The sequence below is a fragment of the Limosilactobacillus mucosae DSM 13345 genome (assembly GCF_001436025.1).
Lineage (GTDB): Bacteria > Bacillota > Bacilli > Lactobacillales > Lactobacillaceae > Limosilactobacillus > Limosilactobacillus mucosae.
On sequence record NZ_AZEQ01000006.1, the window covers coordinates 15116 to 35444 of the forward strand.

A 20329-nucleotide genomic window follows, 5' to 3' on the forward strand; every position below is an offset into this window, starting at 1 on the left:
ATTTTTTTTAAGTATAAACGAATTTTTCAAAAACTGCACCCTTAGTCGATTATAATCAGTATGGTATAATTACTCGGTTAGGCAAGCAAGAAAGACAAAGAAGGGATGACAATGGCGCTGGAAGTTGAACATTTAACGGGTGGCTATTCTCAGCTGCCGGTTTTAAAAGACGTTTCTTTTAACGTGCAGTCAGGCGAACTGGTCGGTCTGATCGGTTTAAATGGGGCCGGCAAGTCAACGACGATTAATCATGTTATCGGCTTGCTGCGGCCGTTTTCTGGATCAATTATTTTAAATGGTCAAAATCTGCAGGAAAACGCCGCGGCTTATAAGCGTCAGATCGCCTATGTGCCGGAAACGCCGATCCTGTATGATGAGCTGACGCTAAAGGAGCATTTGGAACTAACGATGCTGGCATATGGCCTGGATCGAGATCTGACTTGGCAAAAAGCCCATCAGCTGCTGAAAATCTTTCGCTTGGACAATAAGCTGGACTGGTTTCCGGCCAACTTTTCCAAGGGGATGAAGCAAAAGGTCATGATCGTCAGTGCTTTTATGACGGACGCCAAGCTGTTCATTGTCGATGAGCCGTTTTATGGCCTGGATCCACTGGCAGTTCATGATCTGTTGAATCTGATTGAGGAAAAAAAGGCACAGGGAGCAGGTATCTTGATGTCGACGCACGTTTTGGACACGGCACAGCGCTACTGTGATCGCTTTATTCTGCTGGCACATGGTCAGGTAAAGGCGCATGGTACGCTAAAGGAGCTGCAGCAAAAAGCCGCTGGTGCCGGAGAAACGCTGGATGACATTTATCTGCGCTTGGCAAGGGATGAGAGCGATGAATAGTCTTTTTAAGAAACGGCGGCAAGCCCATCTGCTGCGGCTGATGAAGTATTGGCGGCTGGTATTTAATGACCAATTCACGATTGCGCTGTTCTTTATGATTGGCGCACTGGCCTATACCTATGCGCAATGGCTCAAGACGCTCAGCCCTGGCATATGGTGGATTCGCTGGCTTTTGATTTTATGGTTCGTCTTGGTAATGCAGGTCGGCCGCTTTGCTACTTTGCTGAAACCAGCCGATCCCGTATTTTTGCTGCCGCAGTCTGATGGCATCAAGAAATACCTCAATCAGGCGTTTTTATACAGTCTAATATTGGGCGAGCTGATGTCGCTGGGGCTTTTGATTATCGCGCTGCCCTTAGCCCTGATTGACATCAGACTGACCGCGCTAACCATTTTGGAATTGCTCTTGGCAGGCTTTGTTGCTAAGCTTTCCTGGATGGAATTGGCCAAAGCCCAGTTGAGTCTGCAATGGTCGCGGCATGCCGAGCAATTACGGCTGGGACAATGGATCGCACCGCTTTTAATCGGTATGCTCAGCTGGCTGATTGCGCCGGTCTGGGGCTGCGGGAGTGCGGTGTTGATCTATCTGGTCATTAAGATTGGATTGCAAAAGCAGGATCTGGACTGGCGAGCGGCCGTTGATGCCGAGCAGAAGCGGATGTATGACGTCTATCGTTTCTTTAATCTGTTTACCGACGTGCCCAGCGTTAAAGGTGGGATCAAGCGGCGGACTTGGGCCAATGGCTTGATTCACTGGCTGACGATTCCTGATCATGCTTGGTCTTACCTATACGCACGCGGCTTTTTGCGGGATACGGAAACCAGCAGCCTGGTAGGCAGATTGACGATCGTCGGGATGCTGATCGTATTCTTCGTGCCATTGGGCTGGCTGCGCTGCTTACTGGCACTGCTGTTTATTTATTTGATTGCCATGCAGCTGATGCCATTTGCACAGCATTACCAAAACAATGTCTTTACCCATCTCTACCCGATTGAGCAAACAACGCAGCTGACTGATTTCCAGGCGCTTTTAAAAAAGGTCATGATCAGCTTGGGTCTGCTGCTGATCTTGGCCAGTCTTGGTACTGAATTTGACTGGATGAGTCTATTGAGCTGTCTGATTCTAGGCGGTCTGGAGCTGTACTGGCTGATTAATTTTTATTTCAAAAAGAAAATGCAAAAGTGAGGATAACCAATGCGAGTAAAACACAAAAAATGGGCAGAACCACTGATTGAGGCCCATCCTGAAAAAATCACCACTGATCCGGCTCAATTTAAAGGCAAGTGGCAGAGCCGTTTTGCTAAAGAGCAGCCAATCTGGCTTGAAGTCGGCATGGGCAAAGGGCAGTTTGCAATCGGCATGGCCAAGGCGCATCCGGAAGTTAATTTTATCGGTTTAGACGTGGTTTCCACCGTGGCTGGGATTGCCTTGAAAAAGTCGCTGGAAGATGAAGAACTGCCAAACCTGCAGTTTATCTGTGCCAATGGAGCGGGCTTGGATGAGTTTTTTGCGGACGGTGAGATCGATCGGCTGTTTTTGAACTTTTCCGATCCTTGGCCTAAATCGCGACATGCCAAGCGTCGATTAACCTACAAGACCTTTTTGGCAAACTATGAAAAGGTTTTGGTGCCAAAGGGAACGATTGAGTTAAAGACTGACAACATGGGCTTTTTTGAGTTTTCACTGGTCAGCATGAATAATTATGGCATGCAGTATGATGGCGTTTGGCTGGATCTACATCACAGTGATGAAAATGAAAATAACGTTGAAACGGAATATGAACAAAAATTTGCGGCAAAAGGGCAGCCAATCTACAAACTGAAGGCTCACTTTGCTTAAATATTGAAACGGCACAGTCTGGCATTGATTAAACATCACTGCCAGATTTTTGGTTTGGTCATTTTGCGGAGCTGCCTGGCAGATTTAAAATCGTTCAAATGGTTAACCGTCAAACTGTCATTCTTGACCGATACCAATCGTTTGAGAGAAAGCAGGTAATGATGGTTTTATCATATGTCATTATGCAGAATTTATTGAATAAAAGATGTGGCTGAATTTTTATCAACTGCAGAAGCGTTAGATGCCAATCAAAGAAGATTGTATTTTAAGCGGCTTTGTCACAGGATAACTCCCATGGCAGAGCCGTTTTTAATTGCTTTTAAAAATTGTTCATGCAATTCAGGAAAATAATTTCTATAAAAGTATGGAATTTATTTCAAAAAGTGGTATAGTAAAAGCGTTCACTAATGAAAGGGGTTACAAAAATGAAACTTACAGTAGCACAACTAGCCAAATACATGGACCACACGATGCTCAAGCCAAACGCCACTCAAGCAATGATCGACCAATGCATTGACGAAGCTATCAAATACAACACGGCTTCAGTCTGCATCAATCCATATTGGGTCAAGCACACTGCTGATCGCTTGAAGGATACGGATGTCAACACCTGCACGGTCATTGGTTTTCCGCTGGGGGCTTCCACGACTAAGATCAAGGTTGCCGAAGCAGTTGATGCCATCGAAAACGGTGCTGATGAGATTGATATGGTCATCAACATTGGTGAATTGAAATCTGGTCACCAAGAAATCGTTGAGCAGGATATTCGCGAGGTTGCCCAAGCTGTCCACGCTCACCACAAGCTTTTGAAGGTAATCATTGAAACCTGCCTGTTGACTGATGAGGAAAAAACGATTGCCTCTAAGCTGACGGTAGCTGGCGGAGCCGATTTTGTTAAGACTTCAACCGGCTTTTCAACTGGCGGTGCCAAAGCTGAAGATGTGGCATTGATGCGCAAGGCAGTTGGTCCCGACTTTAAGATCAAGGCTTCGGGTGGTATTCATCATTTAGATGAAGCCTATGCAATGATCGAAGCAGGAGCAAACCGCTTGGGAGTTTCCGCTTCGGTCCAAATTCTAGAAGAAGCTGCTCGGCAATAAAATTGGTTTGAAACGTCGCTTAAGATCGATTCAGGGGAGGAAAGATTATGACGTATCAACGAGTATTTGGCATTGTTTTGGATTCTGTAGGGATTGGCGAGGCACCTGATGCATTGAAGTTTGGTGATGATGGTGCCGATACCTTAGGCCACATTGGCAAATGGTATCAAGGCAAGCTGGCATTGCCTAACTTAGCCAAACTGGGACTAAGCAACATTCGCCCGGCCGATCCGATTCAAGGCGTGCCGACAGCTGATCCAGCAATGGGCTGCTTTGGCAAGATGGCTGAGATTTCGGCCGGTAAGGACAGTATGGATGGTCACTGGGAAATGATGGAGCTGCCGGTTAAAAAGCCGTTGTCAACGTTCCCAAACGGTTTTCCTGACAGCATCATTCAAAAACTGGAAGCCTTTTCTGGTCGTAAGGTGATTGTCAACAAGCCATATTCAGGGACGGAGGTTATCCATGACTACGGCGAGCAGCAGATGAAAACCGGTGATTTGATCGTCTACACTTCGGGCGACTCGGTGCTGCAGATTGCGGCACATGAAGACGTGATTCCGGTTGAAGAACTCTACCGCACCTGCCGTTATGCGCGGACACTGGTCAATGGTCCTGAATACACGGTTGGCCGGATTATTGCACGACCATACGTTGGCCCAGACAAGGATCATTTTGTCAGAACGGCTAACCGGCATGACTTCAGCCTAGAGCCAACTGGTGAGACTGATCTGGATCATTTGAAGGCAGCTGGTCTGGACGTCATTGGAATCGGTAAGATCAATGACATTTTCTCTGGTCATGGCATTACGGAAGGCTATCACAATGAAAGCAATATGGATGGCATGGATCATGTTGACCATGTAATGAAAGAAGATTTTCATGGCTTCTGCTTTGTTAATTTAGTTGATTTTGATGCTATGTATGGTCACCGGCGTAATCCAGAAGGCTTTGGCAAGGCTTTGATGGACTTCGACCAACGCTTGGGAACGGTGCTTGAAAACATGCGGGAAGACGATCTGCTTTTGATCACGGCTGACCATGGCAATGATCCTTGCTTCCGCGGTACGGACCATACCAGAGAAGTGACGCCGCTGCTAGCTTACTCGCCGTCAATGAAACATCCTGGTCAGTCGTTGGGAACGCGTGGGACGTTTGCTGATTTGGGGGCAACGATCATGGAAAACTTTGGTGTTGCCGGCAATCAAGTTGGCACGAGTTTTTTGGCGGCAATTGAAAACTAGCTAATTATAAAGGGGGATTCATCATGCGAATGGTGGATGTAATTGACCAAAAACGTAATGGCGGCGTTTTGAGCGATGAACAGCTGCAGTTCTTTGTCGATGGCGTAGTCGACGGCTCGCTGCCTGACTATCAAATCAGTGCTTTGCTGATGGCGATCTATTTTCAGGGGATGACGGATCGTGAACAGACGCAGCTGACAATGAAAATGATGCATTCTGGTGAGCGGCTTGATTTGTCTAAGATTCCTGGGATTAAAGTTGACAAGCATTCAACTGGCGGCGTGGGCGATAAAACCAGTCTGCCACTAGCTGCGATGGTCGCCGCACTGGGAATACCGGTACCAATGATCTCAGGTCGCGGACTTGGCCATACAGGTGGAACATTAGACAAGCTGGAGGCTATTCCAGGTTTTCAAGTTGAATTAAGCGAGCAGGATTTCATCAAGCAGGTTGCTGAAGAAAAATTAGCAATCGTTGGGGCAACGCGTGACGTCGCGCCAGCTGATAAAAAGATCTATGCTCTGCGTGACGTTACCGATACGGTTGATTCCATTCCATTGATTGCCAGTTCAATTATGAGCAAAAAACTGGCTTCCGGAACCGATGCTTTGGTAATTGACGTTAAGACCGGTGCCGGGGCCTTTATGAAGACTGAGGACTCCGCCGTGAAACTGGCTAAAGCATTGGTAGCAATCGGCAAGCAGGCTGGATTGAAGTGTGAAGCCGTGATCTCAGATATGAATCAGCCTTTAGGATCCAAAATCGGCAACACGCTGGAAATTGAAGAGACGCTGGATCTTTTAAAGGGCAAAGGACCAAAAGATCTGCTGGAGCTGGTCTTGGAACTGGGCAGCCGTATGGTCGTGATGGGACAGCAGGCGGCCAGTCTGGCAGAAGCCCGCGCCAAATTGGAACAGACGATTGCTGATGGTTCGGCACTGGCTCGCTTTAAGGCAATGATCAAGGCTCAGCATGGTGATCCAAACGTGGTTGATGACTACTCGCTGATGCCGCATGCCAAGTATCAAATTGAATATCCTGCTCAAAAAGGCGGCGTAATTGCCAAGCTGACCGCAGATGAGATTGGAATGGCCAGCATGCTGATGGGCGGCGGTCGTCAAAAAGCCGATGATCAGCTGGACTATGCGGTTGGGATTGAGCTGCATAAAAAGATTGGCGATTCGGTTCAAAAAGGCGAATCAATCATGACGATCTGGAGCAACCGTGAAGATATTGATGACGTCAAAGAACTGCTGGATCAAGCCGTTGCGATTAAAGAGTCAGCTCAGCAGCCAACTTTGATTCACGAGACGATCGAATAGGAATTATTTATAAAATACGAGGAGGAATTCCAATGAGTACGCCACATATTGAAGCACAAAATGGTGATTATGCTGAAACGGTTCTGCTGCCAGGGGATCCGCTGCGGGCTAAATATATTGCCGAAAATTTCCTGACCAACGTTAAACAGGTCAACAGCGTGCGCAACGCGTTTGGCTACACAGGTGAATACAAGGGCCATCGCATCTCGGTTCAAGGATCGGGGATGGGAATTCCTTCCATGTCGATCTATATCAATGAACTGGTACGTTTTTATGGCGTCAAGACGATTATCCGGGTCGGATCCTGTGGTGGGATGGCTCCCGGCGTCAAGCTGCGTGATGTCTGCCTGGCTTCGGGTTCGTCAACTGATTCGGCAGTCGTTGCCAACTCGTTTGCAGCTGGCGTTCACTTTGCCCCGTTAGCTGATTTTAAGCTGCTTGACACGGCTTATCACGTGGCTAAGAACATGGGGATTGAGCCTAAGGTTGGCGATATCTTTGCTGCCGACCGTTTCTACAATGATGATATTGATATGAAGAAGCTGGCTGATTATGGCGTGATCGGTACAGAAATGGAATCAGCAGGACTGTATCTGCTGGCAGCCAAACTGCATTTTAGAGCGCTCTCGGTTTTGACGGTCAGTGATCTGCTGTTTGGCAGTCAAGAAAAAACAACGGCTGCTGAACGTGAAAAGACCTTTAACGACATGATCAAAATCAGTCTGGAAACGGCGATTGCCCAAGCTGATTGATATATGATCGATTACTAAAAAAGACGGTCCGTTACTGACGGGCCGTCTTTTCTTTAGTAGAATTGATATAAACAGCACAAAATCAGAAAGTGGATGGGAATAATGATTGATGAAACTGATAAGCGGGCTTTAAGCGTTAAAGTCGCGCAGCTCTATTATCAAAATGACTGGCGGCAGAGTAGAATCGCAGCCGAGTTGAATCTTTCACGGCCCACGGTATCAAGATTGCTGCAATACGCACGGGAAAGCGGGATTGTCCAGATTAAGATCAGCAATCCGTTGGTTTCGACTCAGCAGCTGGCCGCGGAGCTAAAGGACTATTATCATTTAGATCAAGTCATTGTTGTACCTTCAGAGATGACAGCCAGTGGCGAGCTGTTGGAACTGGTTGGCGCGGCTGCTGCCGAATACATCGAGACAATCGTTAAGGATGATGACACAATTGGGCTGGCCTGGGGAAAAACGATCCATGCCATTGCCCAGCATCTATCACCTGAAGACGTGCATGGGGTCACGGTGGTTCAGTTAAAGGGCAGCGTTGCCAATACCAAGCAGAAAAACTATGCCTTTGAAAGCGTCAATGCTTTTGCCAGTGCTTTTCACACGCTGCCACAGTATCTGCCGCTGCCAGTTATTTTTGATCACCAAGAAACTAAAGAGCTGGTTGAGCAGGATACGCATATCAAATACATCATGGATCTTGGTCGACAAGCCGATATCGCGGTCTTTACGGTCGGAACGGTACGAGATTCGGCACTGCTGTTTCATTTAGGGTACTTCAGTCAAGCTGAGCAGGAGTATCTGCAGCAGCATGCGGTTGGTGACGTTTTTTCGCGTTTTATCGATCAAAATGGCAGCATTGTAGCACCACAGATCAATCAGCGGACGATCGGTATTGACCTGGAACAGCTGAAAAAAATTCCGCAGCGTGTGATGGTAATTGCCAATCCAGCTAAGACGCAGGCCGCCGCGGGAGCACTGAAAGCGGGCTATGCCAACGTTTTGGTAATTGATCAGGGCAGTGCTGCCGGCTTGGTTAAGAAACTGCGTGAAAAAGGTGCCAACTGATGCTGGAACGTTTTTTGGAAGATGATGTTGTGGTGAGCGTTCATCTGCTGACCTTGCTGTTTGATCGTTCAGGGCTAACGCTGCATTGTCTAGCAGAGCTGACCAGAATTCCCGAGCCCCGGCTTAGAAAGGAACTGAATACATTAAATCAAGAACTGCAGCCGAAAGCATGCATTCAGATCAATGATGCGGTTGTCTCGCTTTCTTTAACCAGTCCGGGTCAGCTGTTTGAGCTAAAAAAGCAGCTCTACCAAAAGTCTGAGGTACTGCAGGTGATGGCCTATCTGCTCAATCACCGGGGACGCTCGGTGACGACGTTTTGTCAGGAGCACTACTTTTCTGAGCCGACTTTTTACCGGCTGCAGCGGCAATGCAAAAATTTTTTGCAGACGGTTGGCCTGACGATTCGACGCGGTCAGATCTGCGGTCAAGAATATCGCAAGCGCTACTTGATTGCGGCATTAAGCTGTCATTATGGCATTGACTGCGTGGATTTCGGTTCAGTCAGTCAGCAGATCGTAAAAAATTTCGTCATTGCAGCCAACCCCGGCGTAAAACCGCTGCTGGACAAGATGCCGCAAGCATTTGCCATGTTTGATCATCTAATTGCTTTGACCTGGCTGCGGCATGACCAGTCTTTGGAATTGCCAACCGATAATTTCTGGCGGGCGGTCTGTCGAGAAAAGGCGCATCAGCAATTGGAACGCATGGTTGATGAATATCTGCAGCCGCAATTGTCATTTGAACTGACGCCGCTTGATCATGACTATTTATACCTGGTCTATCTAACGGTTGCCAACGAGCTGTTTCGTGATGATGCCTGGAGCCTGCAGCGAGCAACGTTTCGCGAGATCCTGCAGCAGCTTCCGGAGATTCGACAGCTGACGGATGCTTTTGCCGCGTTATGGGGAGAGCCGCTGATCAAAACGGCAGCCTTTAAAGAAACGGTTAATGGATTTGGCCTGCACTTTATGGGCGGTCTGCAGAATCTGGTAATTGAACGTCAGCTGGACTATCAAACGGAAAACAAGTCGCAGAGATTGACCGATCAGCTGGTGAAAATGATCGTTATGAGATGGTGCCGGCAAAATCATTGGTCAGATCTGGTTGATGATAATCAGGTCAAGTATTTTTCGCGACAGTTGCTGCCACTGATTGAAGAACAGCTTCCTGCCACGCCGTTATATATCTTTACCAAGTCGCGGGCTGATTATGAAGTAGTGGCTCAAATGGTGCGTCAAGAATTTGGCAATCGCCTTCAAATCAGCAGCTGCAGTTATTTTAGCGCCGAGCAGCTTAAGCATATCAATCAAGTACCGCAAAGCATGATTTTAGCTGACCATGAATTTTGGGAGCTTTTGGCTGATACCAATTCAAACAACCAGCGTTTTTTAATTACCTTGGATAGTCCTTTTTTAGGAATCGAACGCTTGCGGACCAGCCTATATCGCCTGCGCACGACTGCTTATGCAGAAAACCTTACGGAGAAACTATCAATTTTGCATGCTCAAGAGGGTTAGATTTTGATAGGAGCAAAACGTTTTTAACCGCTATACTTTAATTGTCATTCAGGGGGGAACCCGAAGATGACTGCTGATTATGTCCGGGTACATTAGAAAAGCAAAGATAAATAGTTGATAATTTGTCAGATCAAGTATGCTGTATCACGAAAAATCGCTTAGTGCACGATGTTTTCGGCGGGACCCCATTCAACCGCTGATGCAGATGCTGACTCCATTAATAGCGATAAACGCATTAAATAATGTTAAGCTTCAATATGACAAATCATTGCTTGGTCAAGATAGTGTGCAGCTTGGCTGATTAAGTGGTTGTCGTGCCAAATGATAAATCTAGATCATCAATGCGATGCCCATCCACTCCGCCATTGATGTTTCCAATCTCAGTAAAAATTGATTGCTTTGACCGCAGTTTATAGTGCAATTACATCAAAAGATTCCAATTAAATCATAATCGGCAGTTATGAATGACAATCGGCCATGCATCATGTTCAGATAGATGGTGCAAAAAAAGGCTGTTGGAGAAATCCAACAGCCTTTTGTGTTGCTTAATTGTCAATGCGCTTTAGTTTCAGCAGCGTACCAGTACTGGCATCTGCCAAGAATTCGTAGCTGACCAGCTGATCGTCTTCAAAGCGCCGGATGCCACCGCGATATACCAAAGTTCGCACGGCAAACTGACGATAAGGAATCGGCTGATGATCAATCCAGCTGCCCTCAACTGTGCCTTCGCGTTTAAAATCATTGGTAATCATTTTTAAGATCGTGTTTGCGGAACGCCGTCGGTTGCCCACCAGCTTGCCGGCAAAGAAGCCCGCAATACCGGAAGCACCTAAGGTAAGCGGGATCATCCATGGGCTAAGTGAACCATTTGAATCATTCATTTCAATCGCTTCTTTCGTTTAGCCTATGCCATATTTTGACCCAAAGTAGATTGGATGTAACAATTTTAACACAAAGGCAGATCATTATGCATTGTCTTTCAACTTGTAGTAGACTATACTTACATAAAATAAGTAAAAGGATGGTGTTCTGTGATGGAAGCTTTGCCTAAAGTTAATGCTGAACAGCTGCAAAAATATTTGAAAGGGCAGGTCGTCTTGATGTTTACTGCTGACTGGTGCCCTGACTGCCAGTTTATCAAGCCTGCCATGCCAGAAGTCGAAAAGGATTTTGCCGATTTTAAGTTTTATGCCGTTGATCGTGATGAAAATCTGGATTTGGCAACCGAACTAAACGTCATGGGCATTCCAAGCTTTATTGCCTACCGTGATGGTCAAGAAATTGGCCGGTTCGTCAACAAGGACCGCAAGACCAAGCAGCAGGTCGAGGATTTCTTGAGTAATTTAAAATAAGCAAAAATGGCGGCCGGCAAGTCGCCATTTTTTGATGGACTCGGGCCATGAGCACGGGTTGTGTGGTACAATTTAGTCTGGTTGTCAAAAGTTTTTGACGAAGCGAAAAAGAATTTTTAGCACCGTTGCAAAGCGATGCCAAGGGAAGGATTTTTGATGTTAATTTCAAGCTATAACCCAAATGAGATGGGTGATGTTTTGGTAGTCGTAACTGGTCAGGCCGCTGATCAAAACGTCAAGCAAAATCAAGGCGTAGTTCAGATCGTCAGTGCTCAGGATGGCAGTCTGCTGGGCTACAATTTTCTGAAAGCCAGTGAGGTATTGCCAGAACTCAAGGAGCAAAACGGTCAGGTCTTTTTGAGCGAGGATCAGGTCGAAAAGCTGAATGAAAAGATTCAAGCAGCTGGTTTTGATGAAAAATTAACGGCTGATGAAACGCCAAAGTTTGTTATCGGCTATGTTGAATCCATGACCAAGCATCCAAAATCGGATCATCTGCACATTACGCAAGTTGACTTGGGCGATCAGAAGGTTCAGATTGTCTGCGGCTCGCCTAACATTGCCGAACACGTTAAGGTCGTTGTTGCCAAGGTTGGCGCCATGATGCCAAGTGGACAGATCATCTGGCCAGGGGCTTTAGTGGGTGTGCCAAGCAACGGGATGATCTGTGCAGCGCGTGAATTAAACCTAAAAAATGCTCCTCAAAAGCCGGGCTGCCTGATTTTGCCTGATGACTTTGGTCAGGCTGGCGATGCTTTTGACTTTGCACGCGGCAATCAGCTGTTTGCCTAAATGGCGGCAAGGAAAGGAAAATCAGCATTATGGAAAAAAGTTATTATTTTGTAGGCATCAAGGGTACCGGGATGGCCGCTTTGGCACGGGTACTGCATGACCGCGGCTATCATGTTGAAGGCTCAGACATTGAAAAAGAAACCTTTACGCAGGCGCCTTTGGAACAGGCCGGTATTCAGATTCACAACTTTGACCCAGCAAATATCAAGCCAGGGATGATCATCGTGCAAGGAAATGCCTTTGGCGACGATCAGCCAGAAATCGTTCGGGCCAAGGAACTGGGCGACAAGGTGCAAAGCTACCCAGATACGGTTGAGGAACTGGTTGCGCAATATACCAGCATCGGTGTTGCCGGCGCACATGGCAAGACCAGTACGACGGCGCTGCTTTCCCATGTCTTAAGCTCAGTTGCGCCAACGACTTACCTGATCGGTGATGGTGAAGGGGTTGGCACGCCTGATTCACGCTTCTTTGTCTTTGAAGCGGATGAATACCGGGATCACTTCTTGGCCTACCATCCAGACTATGCCATCATGACCAATATTGACTTTGATCATCCCGACTTCTTTAAAGACATCGATGACGTGCGCGACTCATTTGAAGCCTATGGCAAGCAGGTTAAAAAGGCCGTCTTTGCCTGGGGTGACGATGAAAATCTGCGCAAGCTGCAACTGGACGTGCCGATCTATTACTACGGTACCAGTGAAAAAGATGATTTCCGGGCCGTCAATATTCAACGGACGCCGCAAGGATCGACTTTCGAGGCTTGGTTTAAAGATGAGAAGCTGGGCGAGTTTGAGATTCATCTATACGGTGAGCACAGTGTCTTGAACAGTCTGGCTGTCATCGCGGTTGCCTACATGGAACAAGTCGACTTAAAAGATATTGCTAAGGGGCTGGCCAGTTTTTCTGGCGTCAAGCGGCGGTTTGCCGAAAGTTATGTTGGCGATATGACGCTGATTGACGATTATGCCCATCACCCAAGCGAAATTAAGGCCACGATTGATGCTGCCCGCCAAAAGTACCCCGATAAAAAGGTACTGGCCGTCTTTCAGCCGCATACCTACAGTCGTCTGCAAGCCTACTTAAAGGAATTTGGTCAATCGCTGAGTGCTGCTGACAAGACGTTTGTGACGCCGATTTTTGGTTCCATTCGTGAAAATGCTGGTCATGTCTCCAGCCAAGACTTAGAAGACCTGATTCCAGGCAGTGAAGGCATTGACATGGACTCGATGGATAAGCTTTTGGCCTACCATGATGCTGTCGTTGTTTTCATGGGTGCCGGTGACATCGAAAAATACGAAGATAAATATAAGAATTTATTATCCAATGATTAAATTGCTTGTAGAAAATGGTGGCTTTTGCTACCATTTTTTATATGAAAGACAATATTGGTCAAACTAATTTGACCGCTTAATTGAATGAAAGAAGGGGAGCTTATGTTCAACTCTACACCAGAGCCCGAGCAAAGAAGGCGTGTCGTCAATGAAGCCGGCTTAAATGGCTTTTTGACGAAGATGTATGGCTTTGTCGGTCTGTCGGTTTTTGTTTCGGCCATCAGTTCATTTTTGGTCATGACGACCTTTAGAGCTGCCGTGTTTGGCTATTTTACCCAGCATACTGGGATGATGTGGCTGCTATTATTGTTGCCAATTGCACTTTCGATGGGGATCAGTGCCAGTGCTACCCGGAATCCAACCGGCAGCTTTATTATGCTGATGGTGCTGTCGATTATGTACGGGGTTGAGTTTGCCTTGCTGGCCGGCGTTTATACCGGTGCCGATATCACGGCGGCCTTTGTCTCATCAGCAGCGATCTTTATCGTAATGGCGCTGTATGGGACGCTGACCAAACGCTCGCTTGATCGCTTCGGTGCTCATGCAATGGCGGCCTTGATTGCTTTGATTCTGGCCTCTTTGATCAACATGTTCTTAAACAGTCCAGCCATTACCTACATCTTTTCCTACATTGCCGTAATCATCTTCGTAGTTTTGACGGCTTACGATGCGCAAAAGATGAAAAACATCTACCTTAACTACCAAGATCAGGTTTCCGTTACCGGTCTGGCAATTATGGGAGCCTTGCAGCTGTATCTGGACTTTATCAACCTGTTCATCCAGCTGCTGCAGATTTTCGGCATGGGCAGCGATCGTCGCGACTAACTAATTAAATAAAATTTAGATTGGCTCTGCATCCTTAAATGGTGCGGAGCTTTATTTTTTATTGAAACAGATATGGTTCCTAAAAATGCCAGGGGTGGTGAAAGTCTGTTACAATCAAGAAAGAAAATAAAAGAACGAGGTAGTTTAAATGGCAGAAAAAATGTTGTTGATTGATGGCAATAGCATTGCATTTCGGGCTTTTTTTGCAATGCATAATCAAATCGACAAATTTACCAACCAAAACGGTCTTCATACTGCGGCAATCTATGGCTTTAAGTTGATGCTGGATCACGTGCTGGCAAACTATCAGCCGGATAAGGCTCTGGTAGCGTTTGATGCTGGCAAGCAGACTTTTCGAACGGAAATGTATGCTGACTACAAGGGTGGTCGGGCCAAAACGCCAACTGAGCTGACTGAACAGCTGCCGTATCTGCACGAGATGATGCATGCCTGTGGGATCAAGACCTATCAATTAGCCAACTATGAAGCCGACGACATTATCGGTACCCTGGCCAGACTCGGCGATCAGGCTGGTGATGAGACCCTGATCGTAACTGGCGACCGGGATCTGACACAGCTGGTAACTGATAACACGACGGTTGCCGTAACGATTAAAGGCGTGACGCAGACCGAAATGTACACGCCGGCTCATTTTCAAGAAAAATTCGGCGTGACGCCAACTCAGTTTATCGATATGAAGGCGCTGATGGGTGACAGTTCCGACAATTATCCAGGGGTCACGGGCATCGGCGAAAAAACCGCGCAGAAGCTGATTCAAGAATATGGCTCGCTGGATGGGCTTTACGAAAATATCGATCAGATGCGCAAGTCAAAGCGGAAAGAAAATCTGGTCAATGAAGAAAAAATTGCCCGTGAATGTAAGGATCTGGCCACGATACGCCGTGATGCTCCACTGACGATCGGTCTGGATGATTTGAAGTATCAAGGCGTGCAGACTGAAGAACTGATCAAGTTTTATCAAGAAATGAACTTTAAGTCGTTTCTAAGCAAGATGAACGTTGCGCCAAGTACTGAAGAAGCCACGGATGCAAAAGAAATCGCATATACTGAACTGACGGCTGACAATCTGGATCTTTTAGCAGATTTAGATCATCACGTAACCTTCCAGCTGGAAATGCCAAATGAAAATTATCATCTTTCAACGTTTGCCGGCTTTGTAATCGGGGATGGTCAAAAATGGCTCGTCAGTCGTGACGAAAGCCTGCTGCAGACCGCGCCAGTCAAAAAGATTTTAACCAGCGATCAATATACGAAAGACGTTTTTAATGCCAAAGCACAGATCGTCGGCCTCCACCGATTGGGAATTGACTTGAACTATGTGGCGTTTGATCTGCTGCTGGCTTCTTATCTGGTTGATCCGAGCGATAACAGCAATGATCTTGGCGAGCTGGCCCATGCCCATGACTATTATGACGTCAAAAGCGATGAAGAGGTTTATGGCAAGGGCGTCAAACGAGCAATTCCAACTGACGACCAGGTCTTCTTTACTCATTTAGCACAAAAAGCCCGGGCCATTCACGAGCTGCGCGCCCCAGTCTATGCCCAGCTTAAGGAACATGAGCAGATGCCGCTTTATGAAGATATCGAGCTGCCTTTAACCTATGTCTTGGCTAAAATGGAGATTGCTGGTATCAAGGTCAACGCACAGACGCTTAAAGAGATGGGCAGCAAGTTAAAGGAGCGCTTAGCCGAAATCGAGCAGGTTATCTATCAAGAAGCAGGTACGGAGTTTAACATTAACTCCACCAAACAGCTGGGCGAGATTTTGTTTGACAAGATGAAACTGCCGGTTATTAAAAAGACGCGTACTGGGTATTCCACGGCTGTTGCGGTTTTAGAAAAGCTGCAGGGTTATTCGCCGATTATTGGTCATATCTTGGAGTATCGGCAGATCGCCAAGCTGCAGTCGACTTATATCGAAGGACTGCTGAAAGTTATTCACAGCAGCGACCAAAAGATCCATACCCGCTATCTGCAGACGCTGACGGCAACCGGCCGCCTGTCTTCAGTTGATCCGAACCTGCAGAATATTCCGGTGCGCTTGGAAGAAGGTCGTCAGATTCGGCGGGCGTTCGTGCCAAGCGAGCCTGGCTGGAAGATTTTCTCTTCTGACTACTCACAGATTGAGCTGCGGGTCTTGGCTCATATTACCGGCGACAAGAACCTGCAGCAGGATTTTATTGATGGCAAGGATATTCACGAAAGTACGGCACGACGTATTTTCCATCTGCTGCCGGGCGAAGCGGTTACGCCTGATATGCGTCGTCATGCCAAAGCGGTCAATTTCGGGATCGTTTACGGCATCAGCGACTATGGCCTCTCACAAAGTATTCACGTTACGCGCAAGCAGGCCCATGAATTTATCGAAAGCTACTTTGAGGAATTTCCTGGCGTCAAGAAATACGTCACGGAGATCGTCAAATCGGCTCACGAAAAAGGCTATGTCGAAACGCTGACGCATCGGCGGCGCTATTTGGATGATATCCATTCCAAGAATTTTGCCAAGCGCTCATTTGCCGAACGAACCGCGATGAACACGCCAATTCAAGGCAGCGCGGCCGACATCATCAAGATTGCTATGATCAATATGGACAAGATGCTGCGGGCTCATAATCTTAAGGCACGGATGCTTTTACAGATTCATGACGAACTGGTCTTTGAGGCGCCGGCTGCAGAGATTCCGACTTTGGAAAAACTGGTGCCGCAGGTCATGGATTCGGCCTTCAAGCTGGACGTACCGCTAAAGGTTGAAAGTAAGTATGGCGACACCTGGTACGATCTGAAAAAATAAATAAAGCTTTAGGCCGTGGCAGTCAAGGCTAGCCGCGGCTTTTGCTTTGAAATGCATTTTGAGCAAAAAATTGGTTGAAAACTGAAAATCAACTATAATCGATAATGATTCTAAAAGAAACGAGGACGATCAAATGCCAGAGATGCCAGAAGTAGAGACCGTACGCCGGGGGTTGATGAATATTGCCGCGGGCCGTAAGATTCAAGGAATTGACGTTTACTATGGGAAAACGATTGAAAACGACATCGAGAAGTTTCGGCAAGCCTTGATTGGTCAGACGATTGAACGGATTGATCGGCGGGGCAAGTATTTGCTGTTTCGCTTTACCAATAATCTGACCATGGTTTCGCATTTGCGGATGGAAGGCAGCTATTATCGCCAGCTCAATGATGGTCCAATCGACAAGCATACGCATGTAGTTTTCCATTTTACGGATGGTACGGAGCTTTGCTATCGCGACACGCGCAAGTTTGGCCGCATGCGCTTGGTTAAAACCGGTGAAGAGATGCAGGTCGGCGGCTTAAAAACTATGGGACCGGAACCAACCACTAAAGACTTTAAGGTTGACTATTTTAAACGAATCTTGAAAAAGAGCCGCAGCAAAATCAAGCCGTTTTTACTAAATCAGGATCACGTTGCCGGGCTGGGTAATATTTATTGCGACGAGGTTCTTTGGCAGAGCCGCATCAATCCCGAACAGCCGGCTAATACGCTGACTGACGAGCAGATTCAGATTCTGCATGACAACATCATCAAAGAGATTGCCAAAGCGACTAAATACAAGGGGACGACCGTGCATACGTTTATGAATGCCTTTGGCGAAGCCGGCGCCTTTCAAAATCAACTGGAAGTTTATGGCCGTGGCGGCGAGAAATGCGAACGGTGCGGCCATAAACTGGTTAAGATCAAGGTAGCGCAGCGTGGCACGACTTTTTGTCCGCGTTGTCAGGCTTGGGCAGGTGATCAGAAATGACTAAGGTAATCGGTCTGACGGGCGGGATTGCAAGCGGCAAGTCAACCATCAGCAATATCTTTAAAGAAGTCGGTTGGCCGGTAATTGATGCTGATCAGACAGCCCGTCAGGTCGTCATGCCTGGCAGTCTTGGCCTAGCGCAGATCGTAAGCCGTTTTGGCAGCCAGGTGCTTCAGCCTGATGGCACGCTTGATCGTGCAGCGCTGGGCAGCATGGTCTTTGATGATCCCCAAAACCTCAGCGATCTGGATCAAATCGAGCATCCTCTGATTATGGCTGCGATTGATAAACAGCTGGCCGGCTTAAAAAAACAAGGGCTGCCCGTGGTGGTTTTAGATGTGCCATTGCTGTTTGAAACCGGGATGGATCAGGAATGTGATCTGACCGTTTTGGCAGTCGTTGATCGCAAAACGCAGCTTGAGCGGTTGATGAAACGAGATCATTGCAGTAAAGCCGCTGCTTTGAAAAGAATCAATGCTCAGATGCCTTTGGAAGAAAAAATGCGGCGTGCCGATGTGACGATCGACAATAACGGTTCACTTGCACAAACGCGACTTCAAGTGGCAAAACTGGTTGAACGAGTAAGTCAGCAAAAATGATCGCAAGTGTGATAAGATAAATGCATAACCTATTGACAGGAGGAATTCGGTATGCAATGTCCACACTGCCATCATAACGGATCACGCGTGGTTGACAGTCGTCCCAGTGAAGATGGTACCTGTATTCGTCGCCGCCGCGAATGTGCAACCTGTGGCTTTCGCTTTACTACTTTTGAGCGCTATGAGGAAACACCGCTGTTGGTAATCAAAAAAGATGGCACACGGCAGGAATTCAATCGCCAAAAAGTCTTAAACGGGTTGGTCCGCTCGGCTGAAAAACGTCCCGTCAGCATGGAAAAACTTACCAGCATCGCCAATGATGTTGAAAGACGCGTCCGCTCACGTGGGGAAAATGAGGTTTCCAGTCAAGTGATCGGCGAATACGTTATGAATGCGCTCAAAGACGTTGATGAGATCTCCTACATTCGCTTTGCCAGCGTCTATCGGCAGTTTAAAGACGTCGACGCATTTATGAATGAGCTGGAGGCCATGATCAACCAGAATCATCAAAAGCATCAAGACTGATTAAGGAGGAGTCGTTATGGCTGAAGTGCAAGGGCGCTTGACGCCGCAAACCGGCTTTATCGTGGCCGCTGCGTCAGACTTTGTACGGTTTGACCAAGCGACTTTTATTGATTTTTACCAACCATTGCTAAGTCCCACCGCGCTGGGGCTTTTTTATGCTTTGCAAAGTCAGCTGGTCCCCGAACCAATGCTGGCCAAGCGCCAGGCCCACAGCATCATGCTGGATCGCTTGAATCTGGGAGTTGCTCAATTTGCTGAGGCCCGTAATAGTTTAGAGGGCGTTGAAATGTTGCAGACCTTTTATCAGCAAGATGAGATCGGCGGCGTCTATGTCTATGTTCTGCAGCCCACAATGACGCCTGAAGAATTTATTAATGATGACCTTTTAAGCGTTCGGCTGCTCCAACAGATTGGCGAGCAGCGGTTTGACGAACTGGTCGCCCGCTCAAGACGCTATCAGTTCGATACCAGCCGTATGCATAATCTGACCCATGACTACTTTGAGGTTTTTCGACCGGATCGTGCGGCCTGGGATGCTGAACGGCCAGTTTTAAATAATGCCAGAGCGACGGCGGTTCCTAAAAGCCAGGCAATCCAAAAACTACCGTCTAACAGCTTTGACTTTAACTTTCTGCTTGATCAGCTGAGAAATCGCGGCATTGATCTGCAAAGCGTTAAAGAGCAGCGAAAACTGATCATCTCAGAAAGCGTCCTGTATAGTATTGATGAGAGCAGCATGGCCGGCCTGGTCTACGATGCAACGGATTTTAGAAGCGGTATTCTGCAGCCCCAGGCTCTGAAGCGCGGCATTGCAGCCCATTATGCCGGCACGCTGCGCAGGTCAGACGATCCAGCCCCGACAATTCCGGCGGCAGCTGAAGATCTAACTGACCTGGGCGAGGTTGAGCGCAGCTTGATTCAAATGGCACGCCAGTACGCACCTTATGACTACCTGGCTGGAATCAAGCAGTCAAGCGGTTCTGGCTATGTCTCGCCAAATGAGCGCAACACCCTGACGCGCCTGGTTGAGCAGGGACAGCTGCCTGGCGAGGTTGTCAACATACTGATCTATCATATAATCGTCCAAAAAGAAAATACTACCTTAAAGGCCAGTCTGGCAGATGGGATCGCCAATGCCTGGATCAAGGCGGGAGTAAAGACGGCAGCTGACGCCATTCGTGAAATCAAGAATCATAAAAAGGACAATGATAGGCAGGTTTCATCAAAGTCCAAGCGCCGCTATTACTCAACTGGCCGCAGCAATATCAACGAAGAACTGCCGGAATGGGCAAAACATCCAGAAAAAGTTAAAAATAAAAAGCCATCTGCTGAAAAACTTGCTAAGATTGACCAAATGCTGGCTGAACTTGATCAGCAAAAAAACAGTTCAGATAAAAAACAATGATTGGAGGGATTGCC

At 47.3% G+C, this 20329-nt stretch carries 19 protein-coding genes; 18 read left to right on the plus strand and 1 reads right to left on the minus strand.

Features of this window, described 5'->3' with window-relative positions; translation table 11 throughout:
* The first annotated feature begins 111 nt into the window (after nt 1–111).
* The 9 genes from FC47_RS03670 (at nt 112) to FC47_RS03710 (ending at nt 9695) form a co-directional block, all read left to right on the plus strand.
* The gene (locus tag FC47_RS03670; protein WP_056967970.1) at nt 112–849 is read left to right on the plus strand and encodes an ABC transporter ATP-binding protein; all 738 of its coding nucleotides are present in this window, start codon (nt 112–114) and stop codon (nt 847–849) included.
* Entirely contained in the window at nt 842–2035 is a 1194-nt protein-coding gene (locus tag FC47_RS03675; RefSeq protein WP_006500084.1) for an ABC transporter permease, read from the plus strand. Before FC47_RS03670 ends, FC47_RS03675 begins: the two co-directional genes overlap by 8 nt.
* A 9-nt stretch (nt 2036–2044) precedes the next feature.
* Nucleotides 2045–2689 carry a tRNA (guanosine(46)-N7)-methyltransferase TrmB gene (trmB, locus tag FC47_RS03680; RefSeq protein ID WP_006500083.1) on the plus strand — a complete coding sequence of 215 codons (645 nt, stop codon included), beginning with the start codon at nt 2045–2047 and terminating at the stop codon, nt 2687–2689.
* A 425-nt stretch (nt 2690–3114) separates the two neighbouring features.
* Entirely contained in the window at nt 3115–3789 is a 675-nt protein-coding gene (gene deoC / locus FC47_RS03685; protein WP_033935315.1) for a deoxyribose-phosphate aldolase, read from the plus strand.
* Nucleotides 3790–3836: 47 nt separating this feature from the next.
* On the plus strand, nt 3837–5033 hold the full coding sequence (locus tag FC47_RS03690; RefSeq protein WP_006500080.1) for a phosphopentomutase: 1197 nt from the start codon (nt 3837–3839) through the stop codon (nt 5031–5033).
* Nucleotides 5034–5056: 23 nt separating this feature from the next.
* The gene (locus FC47_RS03695) at nt 5057–6355 is read left to right on the plus strand and encodes a pyrimidine-nucleoside phosphorylase (RefSeq protein ID WP_048345306.1); all 1299 of its coding nucleotides are present in this window, start codon (nt 5057–5059) and stop codon (nt 6353–6355) included.
* A 32-nt stretch (nt 6356–6387) separates the two neighbouring features.
* Nucleotides 6388–7107, plus strand: a complete 720-nt coding sequence (deoD, locus tag FC47_RS03700; protein ID WP_006500078.1) for a purine-nucleoside phosphorylase — start codon at nt 6388–6390, stop codon at nt 7105–7107.
* Nucleotides 7108–7209: 102 nt separating this feature from the next.
* On the plus strand, nt 7210–8175 hold the full coding sequence (locus FC47_RS03705) for a sugar-binding transcriptional regulator (protein ID WP_006500077.1): 966 nt from the start codon (nt 7210–7212) through the stop codon (nt 8173–8175).
* A complete protein-coding gene (locus FC47_RS03710) occupies nt 8175–9695 on the plus strand; it encodes a helix-turn-helix domain-containing protein (RefSeq protein ID WP_006500076.1) in 1521 nt (506 codons plus the stop codon). The genes FC47_RS03705 and FC47_RS03710 overlap by 1 nt, the downstream gene beginning before the upstream one ends.
* 545 nt (nt 9696–10240) lie before the next feature.
* On the opposite strand, the gene FC47_RS03715 is transcribed toward FC47_RS03710, so the two are convergent.
* Nucleotides 10241–10576: a hypothetical protein gene (locus FC47_RS03715; RefSeq protein ID WP_033935312.1), complete on the minus strand. Its 336-nt coding sequence runs from the start codon at nt 10574–10576 to the stop codon at nt 10241–10243.
* A gap of 153 nt (nt 10577–10729) precedes the next feature.
* Between FC47_RS03715 and FC47_RS03720 the strand changes: the two genes are divergently transcribed.
* From FC47_RS03720 to FC47_RS03760, 9 genes are all read left to right on the plus strand, one after another.
* The gene (locus FC47_RS03720; RefSeq protein ID WP_006500073.1) at nt 10730–11047 is read left to right on the plus strand and encodes a thioredoxin family protein; all 318 of its coding nucleotides are present in this window, start codon (nt 10730–10732) and stop codon (nt 11045–11047) included.
* 156 nt (nt 11048–11203) lie between these two features.
* Nucleotides 11204–11839, plus strand: coding sequence for a YtpR family tRNA-binding protein (gene ytpR, locus FC47_RS03725; RefSeq protein ID WP_033935311.1), 636 nt, complete (start codon nt 11204–11206; stop codon nt 11837–11839).
* Nucleotides 11840–11865: 26 nt separating this feature from the next.
* Complete coding sequence (gene murC / locus FC47_RS03730; RefSeq protein ID WP_048345309.1) at nt 11866–13176, plus strand: UDP-N-acetylmuramate--L-alanine ligase; 1311 nt, start codon at nt 11866–11868, stop codon at nt 13174–13176.
* Between the two features lie 102 nt (nt 13177–13278).
* Complete coding sequence (locus FC47_RS03735; RefSeq protein ID WP_033935309.1) at nt 13279–14001, plus strand: Bax inhibitor-1/YccA family protein; 723 nt, start codon at nt 13279–13281, stop codon at nt 13999–14001.
* Nucleotides 14002–14149: 148 nt separating this feature from the next.
* Nucleotides 14150–16813, plus strand: coding sequence for a DNA polymerase I (polA, locus tag FC47_RS03740; RefSeq protein WP_006500069.1), 2664 nt, complete (start codon nt 14150–14152; stop codon nt 16811–16813).
* Nucleotides 16814–16946: 133 nt separating this feature from the next.
* On the plus strand, nt 16947–17786 hold the full coding sequence (mutM, locus tag FC47_RS03745; RefSeq protein WP_039945839.1) for a DNA-formamidopyrimidine glycosylase: 840 nt from the start codon (nt 16947–16949) through the stop codon (nt 17784–17786).
* On the plus strand, nt 17783–18385 hold the full coding sequence (gene coaE / locus FC47_RS03750; RefSeq protein ID WP_006500067.1) for a dephospho-CoA kinase: 603 nt from the start codon (nt 17783–17785) through the stop codon (nt 18383–18385). Before mutM ends, coaE begins: the two co-directional genes overlap by 4 nt.
* A gap of 51 nt (nt 18386–18436) precedes the next feature.
* On the plus strand, nt 18437–18910 hold the full coding sequence (gene nrdR / locus FC47_RS03755; RefSeq protein ID WP_033935305.1) for a transcriptional regulator NrdR: 474 nt from the start codon (nt 18437–18439) through the stop codon (nt 18908–18910).
* Between the two features lie 16 nt (nt 18911–18926).
* Nucleotides 18927–20315, plus strand: coding sequence for a DnaD domain protein (locus tag FC47_RS03760; RefSeq protein WP_048345312.1), 1389 nt, complete (start codon nt 18927–18929; stop codon nt 20313–20315).
* The last annotated feature ends 14 nt before the right edge of the window (nt 20316–20329 follow it).